This is a genomic window from Saccharothrix mutabilis subsp. mutabilis (genome assembly GCF_039521145.1).
Lineage (GTDB): Bacteria > Actinomycetota > Actinomycetes > Mycobacteriales > Pseudonocardiaceae > Actinosynnema > Actinosynnema mutabilis.
This window is the reverse complement of the sequence record NZ_BAAABU010000002.1, coordinates 633,938-651,336: the sequence shown is the minus strand read 5'-3', so window position 1 is coordinate 651,336 and position 17,399 is coordinate 633,938. Positions and strand designations below refer to the sequence as shown.

19 protein-coding genes are annotated in these 17,399 nt (G+C 72.3%); 7 read left to right on the top strand and 12 right to left on the bottom strand.

Annotation, left to right across the window (positions count from 1 at the left end):
- Positions 1-12 precede the first annotated feature (12 nt).
- Entirely contained in the window at positions 13-1,629 is a 1,617-nt protein-coding gene (locus tag ABD126_RS06895; protein ID WP_343932786.1) for an FAD-binding oxidoreductase, read from the top strand.
- The gene (locus ABD126_RS06890) at positions 1,626-2,822 is read left to right on the top strand and encodes an amidohydrolase (RefSeq protein ID WP_343932785.1); all 1,197 of its coding nucleotides are present in this window, start codon (positions 1,626-1,628) and stop codon (positions 2,820-2,822) included. Before ABD126_RS06895 ends, ABD126_RS06890 begins: the two co-directional genes overlap by 4 nt.
- A gap of 365 nt (positions 2,823-3,187) precedes the next feature.
- On the opposite strand, the gene ABD126_RS06885 is transcribed toward ABD126_RS06890, so the two are convergent.
- Together ABD126_RS06885 and ABD126_RS06880 are read right to left on the bottom strand one after the other, a co-directional pair.
- A complete protein-coding gene (locus ABD126_RS06885) occupies positions 3,188-4,201 on the bottom strand; it encodes an NADP-dependent oxidoreductase (protein WP_343932784.1) in 1,014 nt (337 codons plus the stop codon).
- A 38-nt stretch (positions 4,202-4,239) separates the two neighbouring features.
- Positions 4,240-4,947 (bottom strand): GNAT family N-acetyltransferase, encoded by a 708-nt coding sequence (locus ABD126_RS06880; protein ID WP_343932783.1) that lies wholly within the window; start codon positions 4,945-4,947, stop codon positions 4,240-4,242.
- Between the two features lie 34 nt (positions 4,948-4,981).
- Here ABD126_RS06880 and ABD126_RS06875 point away from each other — a divergent pair, with 34 nt between their 5' ends.
- The 3 genes from ABD126_RS06875 to ABD126_RS06865 all read left to right on the top strand — a co-directional run bounded on the left by ABD126_RS06875 (position 4,982) and on the right by ABD126_RS06865 (position 6,692).
- Positions 4,982-5,386, top strand: a complete 405-nt coding sequence (locus ABD126_RS06875; RefSeq protein WP_343932782.1) for a GNAT family N-acetyltransferase — start codon at positions 4,982-4,984, stop codon at positions 5,384-5,386.
- A gap of 66 nt (positions 5,387-5,452) precedes the next feature.
- Positions 5,453-5,968 carry a class I SAM-dependent methyltransferase gene (locus tag ABD126_RS06870; RefSeq protein ID WP_343932781.1) on the top strand — a complete coding sequence of 172 codons (516 nt, stop codon included), beginning with the start codon at positions 5,453-5,455 and terminating at the stop codon, positions 5,966-5,968.
- Positions 5,961-6,692, top strand: coding sequence for a hypothetical protein (locus ABD126_RS06865; RefSeq protein WP_343932779.1), 732 nt, complete (start codon positions 5,961-5,963; stop codon positions 6,690-6,692). The genes ABD126_RS06870 and ABD126_RS06865 overlap by 8 nt, the downstream gene beginning before the upstream one ends.
- Here the strand turns inward: ABD126_RS06865 and ABD126_RS06860 are convergent.
- The 5 genes from ABD126_RS06860 to ABD126_RS06840 form a co-directional block, all read right to left on the bottom strand.
- Positions 6,689-7,114, bottom strand: coding sequence for a hypothetical protein (locus tag ABD126_RS06860; RefSeq protein ID WP_343932778.1), 426 nt, complete (start codon positions 7,112-7,114; stop codon positions 6,689-6,691). The genes ABD126_RS06865 and ABD126_RS06860 overlap by 4 nt on opposite strands.
- Positions 7,111-9,876: an FtsK/SpoIIIE domain-containing protein gene (locus ABD126_RS06855; protein ID WP_343932777.1), complete on the bottom strand. Its 2,766-nt coding sequence runs from the start codon at positions 9,874-9,876 to the stop codon at positions 7,111-7,113. The genes ABD126_RS06860 and ABD126_RS06855 overlap by 4 nt, the downstream gene beginning before the upstream one ends.
- A gap of 1 nt (position 9,877) precedes the next feature.
- Positions 9,878-10,129, bottom strand: a complete 252-nt coding sequence (locus ABD126_RS06850; protein WP_343932776.1) for a hypothetical protein — start codon at positions 10,127-10,129, stop codon at positions 9,878-9,880.
- A gap of 16 nt (positions 10,130-10,145) precedes the next feature.
- On the bottom strand, positions 10,146-10,406 hold the full coding sequence (locus ABD126_RS06845; RefSeq protein WP_343932775.1) for a hypothetical protein: 261 nt from the start codon (positions 10,404-10,406) through the stop codon (positions 10,146-10,148).
- Between the two features lie 134 nt (positions 10,407-10,540).
- Entirely contained in the window at positions 10,541-11,452 is a 912-nt protein-coding gene (locus ABD126_RS06840; protein WP_343932774.1) for a hypothetical protein, read from the bottom strand.
- Positions 11,453-11,572: 120 nt separating this feature from the next.
- Here ABD126_RS06840 and ABD126_RS06835 point away from each other — a divergent pair, with 120 nt between their 5' ends.
- Positions 11,573-12,319, top strand: a complete 747-nt coding sequence (locus ABD126_RS06835) for an SDR family NAD(P)-dependent oxidoreductase (RefSeq protein ID WP_343932773.1) — start codon at positions 11,573-11,575, stop codon at positions 12,317-12,319.
- Here the strand turns inward: ABD126_RS06835 and ABD126_RS06830 are convergent.
- The 4 genes from ABD126_RS06830 to ABD126_RS06815 form a co-directional block, all read right to left on the bottom strand.
- On the bottom strand, positions 12,307-13,092 hold the full coding sequence (locus ABD126_RS06830) for an alpha/beta fold hydrolase (protein ID WP_343932772.1): 786 nt from the start codon (positions 13,090-13,092) through the stop codon (positions 12,307-12,309). The two genes, ABD126_RS06835 and ABD126_RS06830, sit on opposite strands and share 13 nt — an antisense overlap.
- Positions 13,093-13,674, bottom strand: coding sequence for a DUF4232 domain-containing protein (locus ABD126_RS06825; protein WP_343932771.1), 582 nt, complete (start codon positions 13,672-13,674; stop codon positions 13,093-13,095).
- 91 nt (positions 13,675-13,765) lie between these two features.
- The gene (locus tag ABD126_RS06820) at positions 13,766-14,827 is read right to left on the bottom strand and encodes a gamma-glutamylcyclotransferase (RefSeq protein ID WP_343932770.1); all 1,062 of its coding nucleotides are present in this window, start codon (positions 14,825-14,827) and stop codon (positions 13,766-13,768) included.
- Between the two features lie 152 nt (positions 14,828-14,979).
- Complete coding sequence (locus ABD126_RS06815; RefSeq protein WP_343932769.1) at positions 14,980-15,354, bottom strand: winged helix-turn-helix transcriptional regulator; 375 nt, start codon at positions 15,352-15,354, stop codon at positions 14,980-14,982.
- Positions 15,355-15,449: 95 nt separating this feature from the next.
- Between ABD126_RS06815 and ABD126_RS06810 the strand changes: the two genes are divergently transcribed.
- Positions 15,450-16,265, top strand: a complete 816-nt coding sequence (locus ABD126_RS06810) for an NAD(P)H-binding protein (RefSeq protein WP_343932768.1) — start codon at positions 15,450-15,452, stop codon at positions 16,263-16,265.
- Here the strand turns inward: ABD126_RS06810 and ABD126_RS06805 are convergent.
- Positions 16,262-17,251, bottom strand: a complete 990-nt coding sequence (locus ABD126_RS06805; RefSeq protein ID WP_343932767.1) for a LysR family transcriptional regulator — start codon at positions 17,249-17,251, stop codon at positions 16,262-16,264. The two genes, ABD126_RS06810 and ABD126_RS06805, sit on opposite strands and share 4 nt — an antisense overlap.
- Positions 17,252-17,399 lie beyond the last annotated feature (148 nt).

Genomic DNA, 17,399 nt, shown 5'->3' with positions numbered 1-17,399 from the left:
CACACTGTAGCGGTGACCGAGCGCATCGACCACACCCTCCGGGGCAGGTGGACCCCCTCGACGGCCGAGCTGCCGCCGCACGCACTCAAGCTGCTCCGGCAGCGCACGGGACTCGGCGACGTGCGGACCCCCGCCCGCGCGCCCGAGGTGCCCGGGTCGTCCCTCGCGGCGGACGCCCGGACGGCGCTGGACGCCGTCGTCGGGCCAGGCTTCGTGCGGGTCGACCGCGACTCCCGGCTGGGGCGCGCCGGTGGTCTGTCCTACCTGGACCTCCTGCGGCAGCGCGGGGATGGCGACCTGGCCGTGCCCGACGCCGTGGTGCTGCCCGCGACGCCGGAGCAGGTGACCGACGTGCTGCGGGTGTGCGCCGAGCACGACGTGGCCGTGGTGCCGTTCGGCGGCGGCACGTCCGTGGTCGGCGGCGTCGCGGCGGTGCGCGGGGACAAGGCGTCGGTGATCGCGCTGGACCTGGTGCGGCTGGACCAGCTCGTGTCCGTGGACCCGGTGTCGCGCATCGCGGTGCTCCAAGCCGGCCTGCCCGCGCCCGAGGCCGAACGCCTGCTCGCGCCGCACGGCTTCACCATCGGGCACGTCCCGCAGTCCTACGAGCGGGCCACCATCGGCGGGTTCGCCGCGACCCGGTCCGCCGGGCAGGCGTCGTCGGGCTACGGCCGGTTCGAGGACATGGTCGAGGGCGTGCGGCTGGCCACGCCGGTCGGGGAGTGGCGGCTGGGCGCGGCGCCCGCGTCGGCCGCCGGACCCGACCTCAAGCAGCTCGTGATCGGCAGCGAGGGCGCGTTCGGCGTGCTCACCGAGGTGTCCCTGCGGGTCCGGCCGCGGTCGGTGGTCGAGCGCTACGAGGGTTTCGTGGTGGACGGCTGGGAGCGCGGCGCGTCGGCCGTGCGGCGGCTCGCGCAGCGCCGGGTGCTCGCGGACGTGACCCGGCTGTCCGATGTGGACGAGACCGAGGTGTCGCTGTCGCTGGCGGGCGGCTGGAAGACCGCGGCGTTGAAGGGCTACCTGCGCGGGCGGGGGCTCAAGGAGCCGTGCCTGCTGGTCCTCGGCTGGCACGGGGCGTCCGAGGCGGAGGTCAAGCGGCGTCGCCGGGAGACGGTGCGCGGGCTGCGGGCGGTGTCGCTGGGCAAGCCGCTCGGCGAGGCGTGGCGGCACGGCCGGTTCAACGGGCCGCGCCAGCGCGACGCGCTGATGGAGGTCGGCGTGTGCGTCGAGACGTTGGAGACGGCGACGCACTGGTCCCGGATCTCGCGGTTGCGGGAGTCGGTGCGCGAGGCGTTGCGCGACGCGTTGGGCGAGTGCATCGTGATGTGCCACATCTCGCACGCCTACGAGACCGGCGCGTCCCTGTACTTCACCGTCCTCGCCGCGCGGGACGCCGACGACCCGGTCGGGCAGTGGCAGGTGGCCAAGGCCGCGGCGGGCGAGGCGATCAGCGGCGTCGGCACGATCAGCCACCACCACGCGGTGGGCACCGACCACGCCCCGTACCTGGAGGCGGAGATCGGGGCGCTGGGCGTGGCGGTGCTGGCGTCCGTCAAGCGGACGCTGGACCCCACGGGCGTGCTCAACCCTGGCAAGCTCATCCCCGGCGGGATAGTTTCGGGCGGGTGACCGGTGACCTGCTGATCCGCTCCGTGCGGCCGTGGCCCAACAGCCTTGACGTGCCCGCGGTCGACGTTCTCTGCTCAAGTGGACTGATCGAGGCGTTCGGGCCGGGGCTGACCGCCCCGCCGGGCGTGCCCGAGGTGGACGGTGGCGGCGGCGTCCTGCTGCCCGCCTTCACCGACGCCCACGCCCACCTCGACTCCACGCGCCTCGGCCTGCCGTTCCGCCCGCACAGCGCGGGCAGCGGCCTGGCGGACCTGATCGAGAACGACCGCCGGAACTGGCGCACCGCCGAGCGGTCGGTGTCCGAACGGGCCACCCACACCCTGGGCCGGACCATCGCGGGCGGCGCGACGGTGGTGCGCAGCCACGCCCAGGTGGACGTCGACTCGGGGTTGGCCAAGCTGGAAGGCGTCCTGGCGGCTCGGGAGGCGCACGCTGCACGAGCTTTCGTCGAGGTGGTGGCGTTCCCGCAGTGCGGCGTCCTGCGCGAGAAGGGCACCGCGGAGTTGCTCGACGCGGCGATGCGGGCGGGTGCGGACCTGGTCGGCGGCTTGGACCCGGCGGGGTACGACCGCGATCCGGTGAAGCACCTGGACGTCGTGTTCGGGTTGGCGGAGAAGCACCAGCGGGGTGTGGACGTGCACCTGCACGACGCCGGGTCGTTGGGCGCGTTCCAGATCGAGTTGATCTGCGAGCGGGTGGCCGCGTTGGACATGCGCGGGAAGGTGACGATCAGCCACGCTTTTGCGCTGTCCACTGTGGATGGTGAGCGGCAGCGCGAGTTGGTGGACCTGTTGGCGGAGCACGACGTTGCGGTGACGACGGTGGCTCCGGGGGTGCGCGACCCGCTGCCGTTGCGGCAGTTGCGGTGGTCGGGCGTGCGGGTGGGGCTGGGGCAGGACGGCATCCGCGACTACTGGTCGCCGTACGGCAACGGCGACATGCTCGACCGGACGTGGCAGCTGGCTTACCGCAACGGGTTCCGGCCGGATGCGTTGATCGAGATGTGCGTGGACATCGCCACTCGGGGTGGGGCGGCGGTCGTGGGTCGGACGTTGGGGTTGGTGGAGGGTGCGCCGGCTGATCTTGTTGTGGTGCCTGGGGATACGGTTACGGCGGCGGTTATGGATCGTGCGCCGCGGACTCTTGTGGTGCATGCCGGGCGGGTGGTGGCGGCGGAAGGTCAGCTCGTCTGAGCTTTTGTTCCGAGCGGACGCGCTTCGCGCTCTCAAGATGAAAAGCGGCGCTCGCCGCGCGGCAGGCCCCCGGAGGGGAAGGGCGTCGGTCTCCCTCCGCACGGCCTGCCGGAGGCAACCACGGATCGCCGGGGTCGTCCAAAAAACTTTCGCTCGTTCCTCGCGAAACTTTTCAGGCCGACCCCGGCGATCCGTGGTTGGGCTGCGCCCAGGCCGTACGGAGGGAGACCGAGGCCCTTCCCGTGGGCGCTGCGCTTGGCGAAAAGCGGTCCGCGCTGCGCGCGGGAGTGGTGTGGGGCGGGAGTGGTGCGGGGGCGGGGGTGGTGTGGGGGCGGGGGTGGTGTGGGGCGGGAGTGGGTGGAGGGTTAGAAGGTGACTAGGGCCTTGCCTAGGTTTTCGCCGCGCAGCATGCCCAGGAACGCCTCCGGGGCCTTCGCCACGCCGCCCTCGGTGATGGTCTCGTCGTACTTCAGCTCGCCCGACGCCACCCAGCCGCCGACCTCGCGCACGAACTGCTCCCGCAGGTGCGCGTGGTCCGCCACCAGGTAGCCGCGCAGCGTCAGCCGCTTCCCGACCGCCAGGAACAGGTTGCGCGGACCGGGCTGGGGCTCGGTGTCGTTGTAGACCGAGATCGCCCCGCACAGGGCTGCCCGGCCGTAGAGGTTGAAGGCGTCCAGCGCCGCCTCCAGGTGGTCACCGCCGACGTTGTCGAAGTACACGTCGATGCCGTCCGGCGCGGCCTTGGCCAGTTGGTCGCGGACCGGGCCGTTGCGGTAGTTGAAGGCCGCGTCGAAGCCCAGTTCCTCGACCAGGTACTCCACCTTGGTGTCGGTGCCGGCGCTGCCGACGACCCGGCTCGCACCCTTCAGGCGGGCGATCTGGCCGGCCACCTGGCCGACCGCCCCGGCCGCGCCGGACACGAAGACGACATCGCCCTCCTTGAACGCCGCGACCTCCACCAAGCCGGCGTACGCCGTCATGCCCGGCATCCCCAGCACGCCCAGGTACGCCCCCAGCGGAGCGGCGGTCGGGTCCACCTTGGTGGCGTGCGCGGCGTCCAGCAGGGCGTACTCGCGCCACCCCAGGCCGTGCAGCACGGTGTCGCCCACCGCGAAGCCCTCGGCGTTGGAGGCGACGACCTCGCCGACCGCGCCGCCGTCCAGCGGTTCGCCCAGCTCGAACGGCGGGACGTAGCTCTTGGCGTCGTTCATCCGTCCCCGCATGTACGGGTCGACGCTCATCACGGCGTTGCGGACCAGGAGTTGGCCGTCGCCGGGCGTGGGGACCTCCACCTCGGCCAGTTCGAAGTTCTCCGGCGTCGGGAAGCCCTTCGGGCGGGACGCCAAGCGGATCTCCTGCGCGGTGCTGGGCACGATCATGACCGGTGCAACCGCCGGGGGACGCCCGCGTGTTCCCGTCAGGCCGGGTCTTTGAGCGCCGTCACGGCCCGGTAGGTGAAGCCCAGGCGGTGGTAGACCCTGATCGCGGGCGCGTTGGCGGCGTCCACCATCAGGGCGCACTCGCCGTGCTCGGCCAGCAGGGTGCCCGCGACGAACGCGCAGATCCGCGTGGACAGGCCCAGGCCCCGGTGGTCGGGGTGGGTGGCCACGCCCCCGAGGAAGCCGATACCCGGAGCGGACCAGGCGTCCGCCGCCACCGCGACCAGCGTCGCGCCGTCGTGGATGCCCGCCCACCGGCGCGGCCCGCGTTCGCGCGGCCACACGTACGAGTGCGGGCTGGCCTTGCGCAGCAGCGCCTCGACGTCGTCCCACTCGTCCTCGTGCAGCCAGCGGACGCCGCCGGGCGGGGTGAGCGTGCCGGCGCGTTCCATCCAGCCGAACGTCGCCTTCGCGGGGAACCGGGGCAGCGCGGCGGCGGTCTCCGCGGTCACCAGGGCGGCCCGGCCGGGGCGGTGGTGGGCGTCGAGGAGGGCCGCGACGTCGTCCGCGGGGCCGGCGAGCACGAGCCGGTCGTGCCGGTTCAGGCCGGGGGCGTGCACGGCCACCGCGCCGCCGTGCGCCCAGGCCGCACCGCCGCGCCCGGGGAGCAGGGCTTGGGCGGCCCACCGGACGAGCGGGTCCGGGTTCGCCGCAGCGACCTCGTCCGGGGTGTGCAAAACGCGCATGACCGCATCATGGTCGAGCACTACCCTCGCCCGCATGCAGATCCGGCGGGTGACCTCCCACGACGACGTGATGGCCGCCGCACACCTCTTCGACGACCCGCCGAAGGCGGACGCGACCAGGGCGTTCCTCGCGGACGACCGCCACCACCTGCTCATCGCGTACGTGGGCGACGAGCCGGCGGGCTTCGTGTCCGGCGTGGAGACCACCCACCCGGACAAGGGCACCGAGATGTTCCTGTACGAGCTGGGCGTGGACGAGTCCCACCAGCGCCGGGGCATCGGCACGGCCCTGGTGGAGGCGCTGTTGGCACTGGCAAGGGAACGCGGCTGCTACGGCGCGTTCACCGCCACCGAACCCGACAACACCGCGGCCCTGGCCACCTACGCCCGTGCCAACGCCGACACCGAAGCCACCGTGTCGCTGAGCTGGACGTTCTAGTACGCCCAGGTTGACCGCCCGACCCGCGCCTGCGACCGTCGTCCGTCAGACCTCTTGGTGGTGGGCATGGGCCCGTGGGCTTGGGCGGCGGTGGCGTTGGCGGCGTCGTGCTTCGCGATGCCCGTGTACCTCGGCGCGCCCTACCTGCCCACCTTGAGCCGCCACCGCGAAGAGCTGCTCGACCTCTCGGGCATCGAGCGCGGCCAGACCGTCGTCGACCTGGGGTGCGGTGACGGCCGGTTCCTGCGCGCCGCGGCGGCGCGGGGCGTCCGCGGCATCGGTTACGAGGTCAACCCGGTGTTGTGGGCGGTGTCCAAAGCCGTGCTGTGGTCCCGGCGGGACCTCGTGTCGGTCCGGTTCGGCGACTACCGCCGCCACCCGTTGCCCGAAGCGGACCTGGTGTACGTGTTCCTGCGGCAGGAGCGCATGGCGGAACTGGCGGCGAAGGTGGCCGCCGAAGCACGGGGGCCGGTGCGGCTGTTGTCGTACTGCTTCACCGTGCCCGACCGGACGGCGTGTCGCAGCCTCCCGTACGCCCACCTCTACTGCTTCGGCGCCGAGCGGGGGCACGGACATGCGTGAGCGGCTGCGGCGGCTGCTCAGGGGGCTGCTGATCGGCTCGGTCATCGGCGGGCTGGTGTGGGTGACGGGCGGCGACAACTTCGTCTCCGGGTTCGTGGCCGGCCTGTTCGTGGAGGAGTTCATGCAACTCTCGACGTGGTTGCAGGAGCGGTTGGTCGGGTTCGCCGCCCGGTGGCGTGCGGCGGACGCCCAGGTGGTCCAGGCGCGCAGGGAGACGTGGGAGAAGGAGATCGAGAACTACCCCGGGCGGGTCACGAAGCTCGTCGCGGCCATGTTCATCGTCCTGCCCACTGTGGCCACCTCGGTGGTCGACTTGCTCGTCACGATGACCCGGAAACCGGCCGGGTGGATCGCCCGCCGGGTACGGAGCGCCCGGGTCGTGGCGCGACGGGTGGTCACCGTGGTGCTGGGGCTCTTGCCGGTCGGCTTGCTGTTCGGGTTGCTCACCGCCGTGTGGGTCTTCGCCGTGCGGGTGTTCGAGGGCGTCGCGGAGCGGTTCGGCGACGGCGCCGGCGCGCTTCTGCCGTTCCTGACCACCCTCTCGTTCGCGGTGGCCGCGGTGTCGGTGCTGATGCTGGTGGTGGGCGGGCTGCGTTACGTGGTGTCCGCCGGCGACCAGGGCAGCATCACCAGCGCCAAGAACACGATCCTGTACGCCGTGCTCGGTATCACGGCGGCGGTGTTCGCGTTCTTCGCGCTGGAGATGGTGGCGATCCTGGCCTAGGAACCCTTGCGGAACAGCGTGCGCTTCTGGAGGGAGTCCTCCAGGCGCTGGTGGGCCAGTTCCATCATGCCGTTGTAGTGCCCCTGCGGGCGCGGTGGGACGGACTCGTCCGGGTTGGGCAGGGGCTTCATGGTCAGCCAGCGCTCGTCCCACAGCAGGTCCAGCGCCGACTCCCACAGCAGGGTCACGCCGACGCGGGTCAGCATCTCCTGCTCCACGGCCTCCGCCATGCGGTCCTGCGACGCCACCAGCCGGTCCAGCGCCTCCACCACCCGCTGGTGGTCCACCTCGCGCATGCGCCGCACCGACTCGTCCGCCAGCGCCACGATCTCCTTGTACCGCTCGACCGCGGAGACCGCCTCCACCTCCGGCACGACGTCCCCACTGCGTTGCGCGGGCACGACAGAGGCGTGGCTGATCATGATTCCTCCCCGGTGTCGAACGGAATGACCACCTGCGGTCGGGAGTGCTCGAAGCGGTCGAAGAACAGGCAGCGGTGCGGTCGCGGGGACCACGACATGACCTGCTCCGGACCGAACGAGATCAACTCCTTGCCCTGCACGTCGAACGCGAGCCACGCGCCGATGTCGTCGTACTGGCCCGGCGGCAGGCTGTTCTTCAGCCGCTGCACGCCCCGCCACCACCCGAGCAGGTGGGTGCGGTTCTCCGGGCCGTGCTTGAGCACGGTGCGCAGACTGTCCACTCCGGACGTTCGAGTGGTGGGATCCTTGTTCTCCAGCAGGGTGTGCGCGGCGTCCACCGCGTACACCACCAGGTAGTGGGGCGTCAGCGGCGCGCCGGTCCCGCCGGTCACCGACGCCGTGAGGCGGGCCGCGGTCGAGTCCAGCAGCGCCCGGATGCCCTCCAGGCCGAACAGGTCGGCCGAGTGGCCCGCGTTCTGCAACTGCTTGCACAGCTTCTCCGCGTACGGCCACGCGTCCTCGGCCAGGCACGCCAGGCTGAACCGCGCCTCGCCGGGCTCCCGCTGGCGGGCCAACGACAGCGCCGCGCCGCCGAGCACGCCCGCCGCGTCCTCGGGCAGCGAGCCGATGACCGCGATGTTGCGCCCGGGGGTGCGCGGGAACCGCACCTTCGCCGCGCTGCCCGCCACGTCGATCACCTGGCCCAGCAGCACGGTCGGGTTCGCGTCGCCGGTGCGCAGCGACTGGAAGTCCGGCAGCGACTGCAACGCGGGCACCTTGCTGCCGTCGAACAGGATCGGCTCGTCCAGCTCCGGCGGGCGGCGGCGGTGCAGCTCGGCCTGGAGCACGTCGAACGTGCCCTTGCTCGTGGTGTCCGGGATGCGCGCGATCTCGTTGCCGGGCCGGACCCCGGACTCGTGGTTGACCACGGCGTGCCAGCGCGGCAGCTCCACGGCGGCGTCGTTGGCGGGCTCGGCCAGCACCCGGCGCGCCTTGGGCAGCGCGATCCGCACGGTGAACTGCTCGAAGATCGCCGACTTGCCCCAGAACCCCTCGATGCCGGACACGTCCTGGCTGGACAGCACCAGGTGGATGCCCTGCGACCGGCCGCGCCGCGCCACGTCCTCCAGCAGCTGGGTGGCCTGCGCGGTGACGTTGTCGCGCTCGCCGAACAAGTACTGGAACTCGTCGATCACCGCGACGATCCGCGGCCACCGGCCCTCCGGGTCCTCCTCGCGCAGCTGCTCCAGCTTGGTGACCTCGTGCCGCTTGGCCGCGTCCGCCCGCCGGCGCATCTCGTCGGCCAGGAACTTCAGCAGCGCCACGCCGAACTCGCGGTCGGTGTTGACGTTCACGCCGACCAGCCGCGCGTGCGGCAGCCACGTCGGGTCCTTGCGGCCCGGCGCGAACTGCGCGAACGACACGCCCTCCTTGAAGTCCAGCAGGTACAGCTCCAGCTCGTCCGGGTGGTACCGGGCGGCGAGGCTGCCGAGCAGCGCGTAGAGGAAGTTGGTCTTGCCCGACCCGCTCGGCCCGCCGATCAGGGCGTGCGGCGAGGTGTCGCCCAGCGCCACGTGCACCGGCTCGCCCTCGTGGTAGCCGACCGGGGCGACGACCCCGGACGCGGAGCTCTCCTGCCAGAACTGCTCGGGCAGCAGGTCCTTGAAGGTGCTCAGCCGCATCCGGCGCTCTTCGCGCTTGTCCGCGATGGCCGCGCACGCGCGGGGCACGGCGGTGCGGGAGAACGGCGGGTCCAGCGTGACCACGACGTTCTTGCCGGTCATCGTGCAGGTGGCGGTCTGGTCGGGGTGGATGGTCACGGTCTCGATCGGCGAGTTCACCGTCACCGGGATGTCCACGATGATCAGCTGCACGCCGCACGCCAACCCGTTGCGCGCCACCCGTTGCAGCTGTTGCTGGTGCTCCTCCTTGAGCACCTGGCGGTTGCCGAACAGCACGGCCACCCGCCACGGCTCGGTGCGCCGCCCGCCGACCGACCGCACCGACTGGTGGCCCTCGACCAGCACGCCGGTGTGCACGCGGCGGATGTGGTCGGACAGCTCGTCCAGCAGCTCCTGCGGGCGGGCCGGGTCGTGCACGGTGAGCAGGCCCGCGCGGGTCAGCGGGTACAGGCCCGGCAGCGAGCCGGTGAGCTGGTTGACGTCCCACACGTGGACGTGCACCAGGCCCGGCTGGAAGTGGCTGACCAGGCGCAGCAGCAGGTTCTCCACCAGCGCGTCCGCCGCGGGCCGGCTGTCCGGCGTGGAGGCCACGTGCAGGTGCGAGTGGTCCAGCAGCGGCACCGCCACCGGGAACGACCGCGGTTCGGGCGCGCCGCGCACCACGCCGGTGCCGATGCGCCACAGCTCGGGCACGCCCTCGCTGCCGTCGGCCGTGCCGGGCGTGCCCAGCCAGGACTCCGGCGGCCACGACGCCGGTCCGGGCGCGACCGCGTTGACCAGCGCGGTCAACTGGTCGGGCCCGCGCTCGGACCACTCCCGGAACGCGTTCACCCGGTCGACCAGCGCCTGGGCCAGCTGCTGCTCGAAGGCCTTGTTCTTCAACGCCTTCGCCAGCACCGGGTCGGCCATCGCACGGTCGACGCCCTCGCCGCGCAGCATCACCTCGAACATGTCCCGGGCGCGCTCGTCCACCAGTTGCCGCAGCTCGCGCGAGGCGTTGCCCAGCGCGGCGGCGACCGCGTCCCGGAACTCCTCGAAGGAGCCCTCGACCTTCCGCCGCCGCTCGTCGCGCCTGCTCACGTCACAGCTCCACGGCCAGGCGCTGGACGACGTCCAGGCTGCGGACGATGAGGTCCAGCTCGTCGGCGAACTTCTCCCGCGCCTTGGCGAACCCGGCGGGCACCAGCGGTTCCGGGTGGTTCGCGCCCGCCTCGGTGAGGATGTCCATCGCCTCGTCCAACGCGCTCTGCGCCTCGCGGACACTGCGATAGGCGTCACGCAGCAGCTCGCAGCTCTGTTCGAGCGCGAGCCGCACCTCGGCGACCGACGTCACGTCACGGCCCGCACGCTCAGAGCCGCGAGTTGATGTTCTCGGCCTGCGAGATGCCGGCGGCCAGGAACTTCTGCAGGTCGGTGACGCCGCTGACGACCTCCGCGAACTGGCTGTTGGCCTGCTCGACGTCGGCCTGGGCGCTGCCCTGGGTGGCGGTGCTCAGCAGTGCCTGGGCGTCCTCGGCCAGGTCGGCGGCCTGTTGCAGGGCTTGGGCGCTCTGCCCCGCCTTGTCGACGGCTTGGGCGATCGCGGCGCGGACCTCTTCGATGCTGGCCATGTCGGTCCCGACCCCTCCCACAACGCTGGAGTTCCTATAGTTGAAAGTAGTACCGAAAGTTTCACGATTCACAAGCAAGATCGGCTGACCGGGTGGCATCGGAAACCCACTCGATCGGATTAGCGTCGTTGATCTCAGTCGGGCGCCGTCCACACGAATGCCGAGGCCGGTGTCGCGGACAGTTCCATGGCAGTGATCCCACTGCTCGGGACGGGTGCCGCTGACCAGCGCGTTACCGCCGACTCGCCCGACCACTCCACGGGCGTCCACCCCGTTCGGCCCAGCGACGAGACCGCGTCGAGTAGCGCGACCGTGGGCGAATCGACACTCGACCCGAGATCGACGTGCACGCGGAGTAGGTGCTCATGTGGAGCCACTCGGGTGATCTTGCCACTCCGCACGACCCGACTCGCTACCGCCCGCGCCTGCCATTCGGCCCCGGCCGACCGGTCGGCGGCGACGTCGACCCGCAACAGCAGCCGGGTACCCCCGCCAACCGGCGGCTCAACGTCGGCAACCGGCGCATCGACCCCGTTTTTCGCGGTTTCGGCGGTTCTCGCGGGTTGCCCGGTTCCCGGTTGCCCGGGTTCCGGTAGCCCGGGTTCTGGTCGCTCCGGTTCTGGTTGGTCGGGTTCTGGTTGCTCGGGTTCTGGGCGGCGTTGCGGGTCGCCGCCCGCCCAGGCCTCGATCAGCAGCCGTTCCGCGCCCGGGACGAGCCCGTCGAGCAGGGGCTGGTCCTCCAGCACGGTCCACGCGGTGGGCGGCTCGCACGCGACGCGCGGCGTGGGGAAGTCGTCCCCGAGCGAGCGCACGAACGTCCGCACCGCCCGGGCCAGCGCGCCGGCGACGTTCTGCGTGGCCCGCTCGCCGCTGACCAGCGACACCGTCACCGACCAGCACCCGGGCTCCTCGTCGGAGCAGTCCCCGGCGCCGACGACCCGCCCGCCGACCCGCCGCAGCAGCCCGGCGCAGGCGGTCCGCGCCTGCCGCTCGTCATCGGCCGCGACCACCACGGTGATCAGCAGCTCCAGGTCTTCGCCCACCATCGCAGCACGAATTGTCCACGAACCACGCGGACGCCCGCACGCCGCCCGTTCGGCCGCATGCCCCGAAGTGCTTGCGGCCGAACTTGACCTGGAGTGCGCTCCAGCCGATTTGCTGTGGCCATGACGAACAACCTTCAGGGCAAGGTCGCGTTGGTGACGGGGGCGTCCTCCGGGATCGGCGAGGCGACGGCGGTCGCGCTCGGGCGGGCCGGGGCGTCCGTGGTCGTCGCCGCGCGGCGGGTGGAGCGGTTGGCCGCGGTGGAGGCGCGGTTGGCCGAGGAGGGGGTCAAGGTGCTGGCCCTGGAGCTGGACGTGACCGACGAGGCCGCCTGCCGGGCCGCCGTCGAGCGGACCGTCGAGGTGTTCGGCGGCCTGGACGTGCTGGTCAACAACGCCGGCGTCATGCTGCTGGGCAACGTCCTGGGCGCGGACACCGAGGACTGGCGGCGGATGGTGTCGACAAATCTCCTCGGCGTCATGTACCTCACCCACGCCGCCCTGCCGCACCTGGTCGAGCGCCGCGGCGCGATCGTCCAGATCTCCTCGACCGCCGGCCGGGGCGCTCGCCCGACCGCCGCCGTCTACGCGGCCACCAAGTTCGGCCTCAACGCGTTCAGCGAGTCGCTGCGCCAGGAGGTCGCGGGGGACGGTGTCCGCGTCGTCGTGGTCGAGCCGGGCGTGGTGGAGACCGAGCTGCGCGAGCACATCACCGACGCGAACGCCAAGAACGCGCTGGAGGACCGGATCACCGGCATGCGCCAGCTCCAGGCCGACGACATCGCCGCCGCCGTCCTCTACGCCGTCACCCAGCCCGAGCACGTGTCGGTGAACGAGATCCTGGTGCGCCCGACCGATCAGCTCTGGTGAAGCACCCGCTGGACGAACGCGACCACGTCGTCCAGCACCTCCTCGCGGTTGGTCTCGTTGAACAGCTCGTGCCGCGCGCCGGGGTAGATGCGCTCCTCGAACAGCAGGCCCCGCACGCGGTCGGTGCCGGTGCGGGTGTCGGCCAGGGGCACCAGCTCGTCGTCGTCGCCGTGCAGCCACAGCGTCGGCAGGTGCTCCAGGGTCGGGCCGTAGTTCACCTCGTCCAGCCCGCGTTCCACGGCCTCCAGCGTGGCCCGCTTGAACGGACCGTGCCAGACCAGGGGGTCGGCGGCGTACTGCTTGCCGACCTCCGGGTCGCGCGACAGCAGGTCCGGGTCCACCGGCGTGTCCGGGATCTCCGGCAGGGACAGCACGTCCAGGCCCTGCCAGGTGCCCAGCAGCGGCGCGGACAACACCAAGGCGGCCAACGGGTTCACCTGCGCGTACCGGGTCGCGACGAGACCGCCCAGGCCGTGCCCGACGAGGACGGTCGGCAGGTCGGACGCGGCCGAGCTGACCGCCGCGCCCACGTCGGCCACCACGCCGTCGAAGTCGGTGACCAGCACCGGCTCGCCCTCGGACCCGCCGTGCCCGACGTGGTCGGCGGCAACCACCAGCGCGCCCGCGGCGACGAGTCGGTCGGCCACGTGCCCGTACCGCCCGCCGTGCTCGCCGTGGCCGTGCACCAGCACGGCGAGCCACGAGGCGTCGAGGTTGGGCCAGGTCCGGACCGCGAGTTCCCCGGCGTGGCCGGGGACGTTGGACTCGATCACCTATGCAGCGTAGAACGCGCTGATCTCGATCCTCCCACCGCCGCACACCGGCCCCAGGCCCCACGCCACGCTCATCGGCTGCGTCTCGTCGGGCGGGATGGCGGCGGCGGTGGACGCCTCCGGCCGGCACGGCCTGTCCACCGGCTCGTCACCGGAGGGCACGACGTTCCAGTGCAGGTTGGCCGCCGCACTCGCGCCGGGGGTCAGCACCACCGGCGACGGCCCGGGGTTCTGCGTGCGCTGGAGGTCTGTGGGCACCGGCCGGCCGCTCGCGTCCTGCAACTGGAAACCGCTGTAGCCGTTGAGCGTGCACACCGCCTGGCCGGTGTTGGTGACGACGAACTTGCCGTACCGGTTGCCCGCGCCCGCGTCGGTCGGCTCCACCTTGCCGCTCAGCGTCGCGGCGGTGCACCGGGCGACCGCGGGGGTGGCCGCGGTCGTCGGGGACGTCGGCGGGACGGGCGCGGCGGAGCTGGTCGAGGACGGGGTGAGGGGCAGGGACTGCTGGTCGGCCGCCTGCTGCGGGCTGCCGCACGCGGCCAGCGCCACCAGGGCGCCGCAACCCACGAGGAGTCGCCTCATGTCCACCTCCTGGTCGTGGTCCTACCAGGAGGACGTACCCGGCCGCCGGTCGGTTGGGTGCGGTGGGGAAAGGTTCACCGGATCGGGCGCATCACGGACGGTTCTCGACCCAGCCGTGCGGCAGGACGGGCATGCCGTCCACGGGGGAGGTCCACAGGTAGGTCCAGCACACCCGGCCGTCGGGCATGGTGACCCGGACGCGGCGGTACTCGTCGCCCTCGTACTCGTCCAGCACCGGCAGCGCGTCCTCGGGGTTCTCCAGGCGCAGCACGTGCCCCGGGACGCCGGGGCCGTCGCCCGGCCGCAGCGCCGGGTAGCCCGCGCCGGTGTCGTGCAGGCTGCCGGGCAGCCGCGCGGGCTCGGGGTCGCCGGTCACGAACGGCTCCACCAGGCGCCACGCGCTCATGCCGGGCTGGAGGGTGCCGTAGACGAACAGCCGGTCCGGCCAGTCGTCCGGGCTCGGGTCGCCGTGCACCGGCGTCACGTCGAGGCCGTCGCCGTCCGCCGGCCGTCCGCCCATGGTCCACGCCCTCCGCTGGTCCACGTCCGCGCAGCGCACCGGACGCCCGTTGACCAGCAGCGGCATCCGCCGCTTGCCGGCGCCGGTGTAAGCGAGCACGGAGTCCACGACGGCGCCGTCGAACAGGGTGACGCGCCCGGTGTGCACGCGCACCAGCCGGTAGCGCAGGCCCCGGCCCTCGCAGCGGTCCAGCACGCGCAGCTGTTCGGCGGTGGCGAGCCACACCGCGTGCTCCTCCTCGACGCCGGGCGCGGCGGCCAGGGTCGCGGGGCGCTGCCCGTCGCGGGCGCGCAGCCCGGCCGCCCACACGGCGGCGAACCCCTCGCAGCGGGCTCGGAGCACGACCGCCGGGCCGGTCAGTCCGAGTTCCTCGCGCAGCCACGTCACCTTGGCCGGGTTGGCGTTGGAGCCGTAGGCCAGCACCGGCATCCGGCCCGCCAACGGTGGTTCGCCGTGGTCGGCGAGCCACTCGTCGAGGTCCCGGCCGTCCGGCGCGACCCGCCAGCCGGAGTCGGCGCCGGGGTCCGGTGTGACCGGCCACCCCGCGCCGTCGACGTGCACGAAACAGTGTCCCGGCCGAGCGCCCGGGTAGGGCTCGGCCGGGTGGCTATCGTCCGTGAAGGGCTGCGTCATGACCCCATTCTGGCAAAGCTCACATGGAATTCACGTCGTGTTGGGTTTTCGCCGACAGAAAACACCCGATGTATTTCGGCCGTTCGAGTGAACTTGCTGGCGTTCCAGACTGCACTTGGAGCGATTCAGATCCGAGGTATGAACGTGATCGGTCACACGTTCTCGGCGCGTCGGGCGTCGTAGGCGTCCTGTGCGGCCAAGAGGTGCGGCAGGTTGTCCTCGATCCACGTGAACAGACCCCTGATCCGTTCCGCCGCTTGAGTACCCAGTGGGGTGAGCGAGTAGTCGACGTGCGGTGGGATGACCGGGTGAACCTCCCGGTGCACGAGACCGTCGCGCTCCAGCGCCTGGAGGGTCTGCGCCAGCATCTTCTCGCTCACGCCCGCGACCTCGCGGCGCAGCTCGCTGAACCGCTTGGTCCCGTCGAGCAGCTTGCCCATCACGAGGCTGCCCCACTGCCCGGTCGCGTGGTTCGCGATCACCCGCGAGGGGCAGTTGCGGTCATACACGTCACCCTCGGTCGCCACCTCAATGACTCTACCTGCACGCTTCCCATTTAGTAAGTACCCCACTCGAAGGTAGGTACTTACGAATAGTTAGCGCCGCTCCTAGCGTTGCCGGCATGACCACGTTGATCACCGGCGCGACCGGCCACCTCGGTTCCCTGATCGTCCGGCACGCCCTCGACCGGCTCCCGGCCGCCGACCTGGCCGTGTCCGTCCGCAACCCCGACCGGGCCGACCTGCCCGTGGACGTCCGCCACGGCGACTTCGCCCGCCCGGAGACCCTGGCATCGGCGTTCGCGGGCGTGGACAAGCTGCTGCTGGTCTCCGCCGACGGCCCGGACGAGGTCCGCATCGGCCTGCACCGCAACGCCGTGGCGGCGGCGGTGGCGGCGGGCGTGCGGCACATCGTCTACACGTCGGTCACCGACGCCGACACGTCCCCGCTCGGCCTGGCCAAGGTGCACAAGGCGACCGAGGACCTGATCCGCGGGACCGGCCTGACCTTCACCTTCCTGCGCAACGGCATGTACCACGAGAACTACACCGGCACGCTCGGCCACGGCCCCGTCGTGACGGCGGCGGGCGACGGCCGCATCGCCAGCGCGTCCCGCGACGACCTCGCCCTGGCGGCGGCCGTCGTGCTGGCCACCGAGGGCCACGAGAACACCGGGTACGAGCTGACCGGGCCGCGCGCCTGGAGCTTCGACGAGCTGGCCGCCCTCGCCGGCACCGTCCACCAGCGGGTGAGCCAGGCGGAGCGGGTCGCGGGCCTGGAGGGCTTCGGGTTGCCGCCGTTCTTGGCCGAACTGCTGGCCGACATCGAGGTCGGCATCGCCGCGGGCGCGCTGGCCGAGGTCCGCCCGGACCTGGAGAAGCTGATCGGGCGGGCGGCCACGCCCGTCGAGGACGCGGTGCGCGCGGCGCTGGCCTAGTTGCCCGCCACGAGCAGGGCCGCATCGATCTCGGCGTGCGCCCCGGGGTTCTCCGCCCACCACTTCGCGTAGACGGGGTTCCGGGGCAGCACGGCCTTGTAGGCGCGGGCGGCGCAGGCGAAGACGTCGTGCGCCCGCCCCGCCGCCGGCCCCTCGCGCCGGGTGGCCAGCATCAGGTCCACCATCAGGGGCGCGCCCTTCAACGGCCGGATCACGATGCCGTCGCCGCTGCGGCTCATCGGCAGCGCGAAGGACACCGCGCCGTTGGCGACCAGGCCCCTGGCCGTGGAGGCCTCGTTGACGTGGTGGGTGAGCCGGGGCGTGAACCCCGCCTCCGCGCACGCGTTGAACATCTGGAGCCGGTTGCCGACCAGCTCGTCCGGCGGCGTCACCCAGTCCCGGTCGGCCAGCTGGCCCAGCTCCACCTCGTCCTGCCCGGCCAACGGGTCCCACTCGGGCAGCGCGACGAACTGGGGTTCGCTGATCAGCCGCCGGATCTCCAGGCCGCGCAGCTCCCGCCGTTCCATGCCCTCGAAGCGGTCCAGCACGCCCAGGTGCACCTGGCCGGAGACGAGCAGCTCCAGCAGGTCCGAACCGCCCGGCATGATCTCGGTGCGGACTTCCGAGCACGGGATCGTCCGGCGCAGTTCCTCCACGAAGTGGCCGAAGAAGAGGGTGGGCACGCCGCCGGCGATGAGCGGTCCGGGCGTCCGGTCGCGGGTCCGCTCCTTGGCCAGGCTGACCAGCTGCTCGACCTCGTCCAGCACCAGCCGGGCCGTGCCCACGACCTGTTTGCCCAGGTCCGTGGGCACGCTGCCGCCGGGTGTGCGGTCGAAGAGCCGACCGCCCACGATGCGTTCCACGGTCCTCAACTGGGCGCTCATCGCCGGCTGGGTCAGGCCCAGTCTGGTCGCGGCCTTGGTGAGGCTGCCTTCTTCGGCGATCGCGCAGACCGCGCGGAGGTGGCGCAGCTCAAGCTCGGGCATAACGCTCTTCTATCCCCCTTTTGTATGAGCCGCCACCCCTCACTGCCGCCATAGTTGGCGAAGTCCCCGTGCAGTGGAGAGGAAGAGATGCGTCGCGCCAGCCAGATCTACTAGGAACAGACGCGTGGAAGCTGTGGCCCTCCCGTCC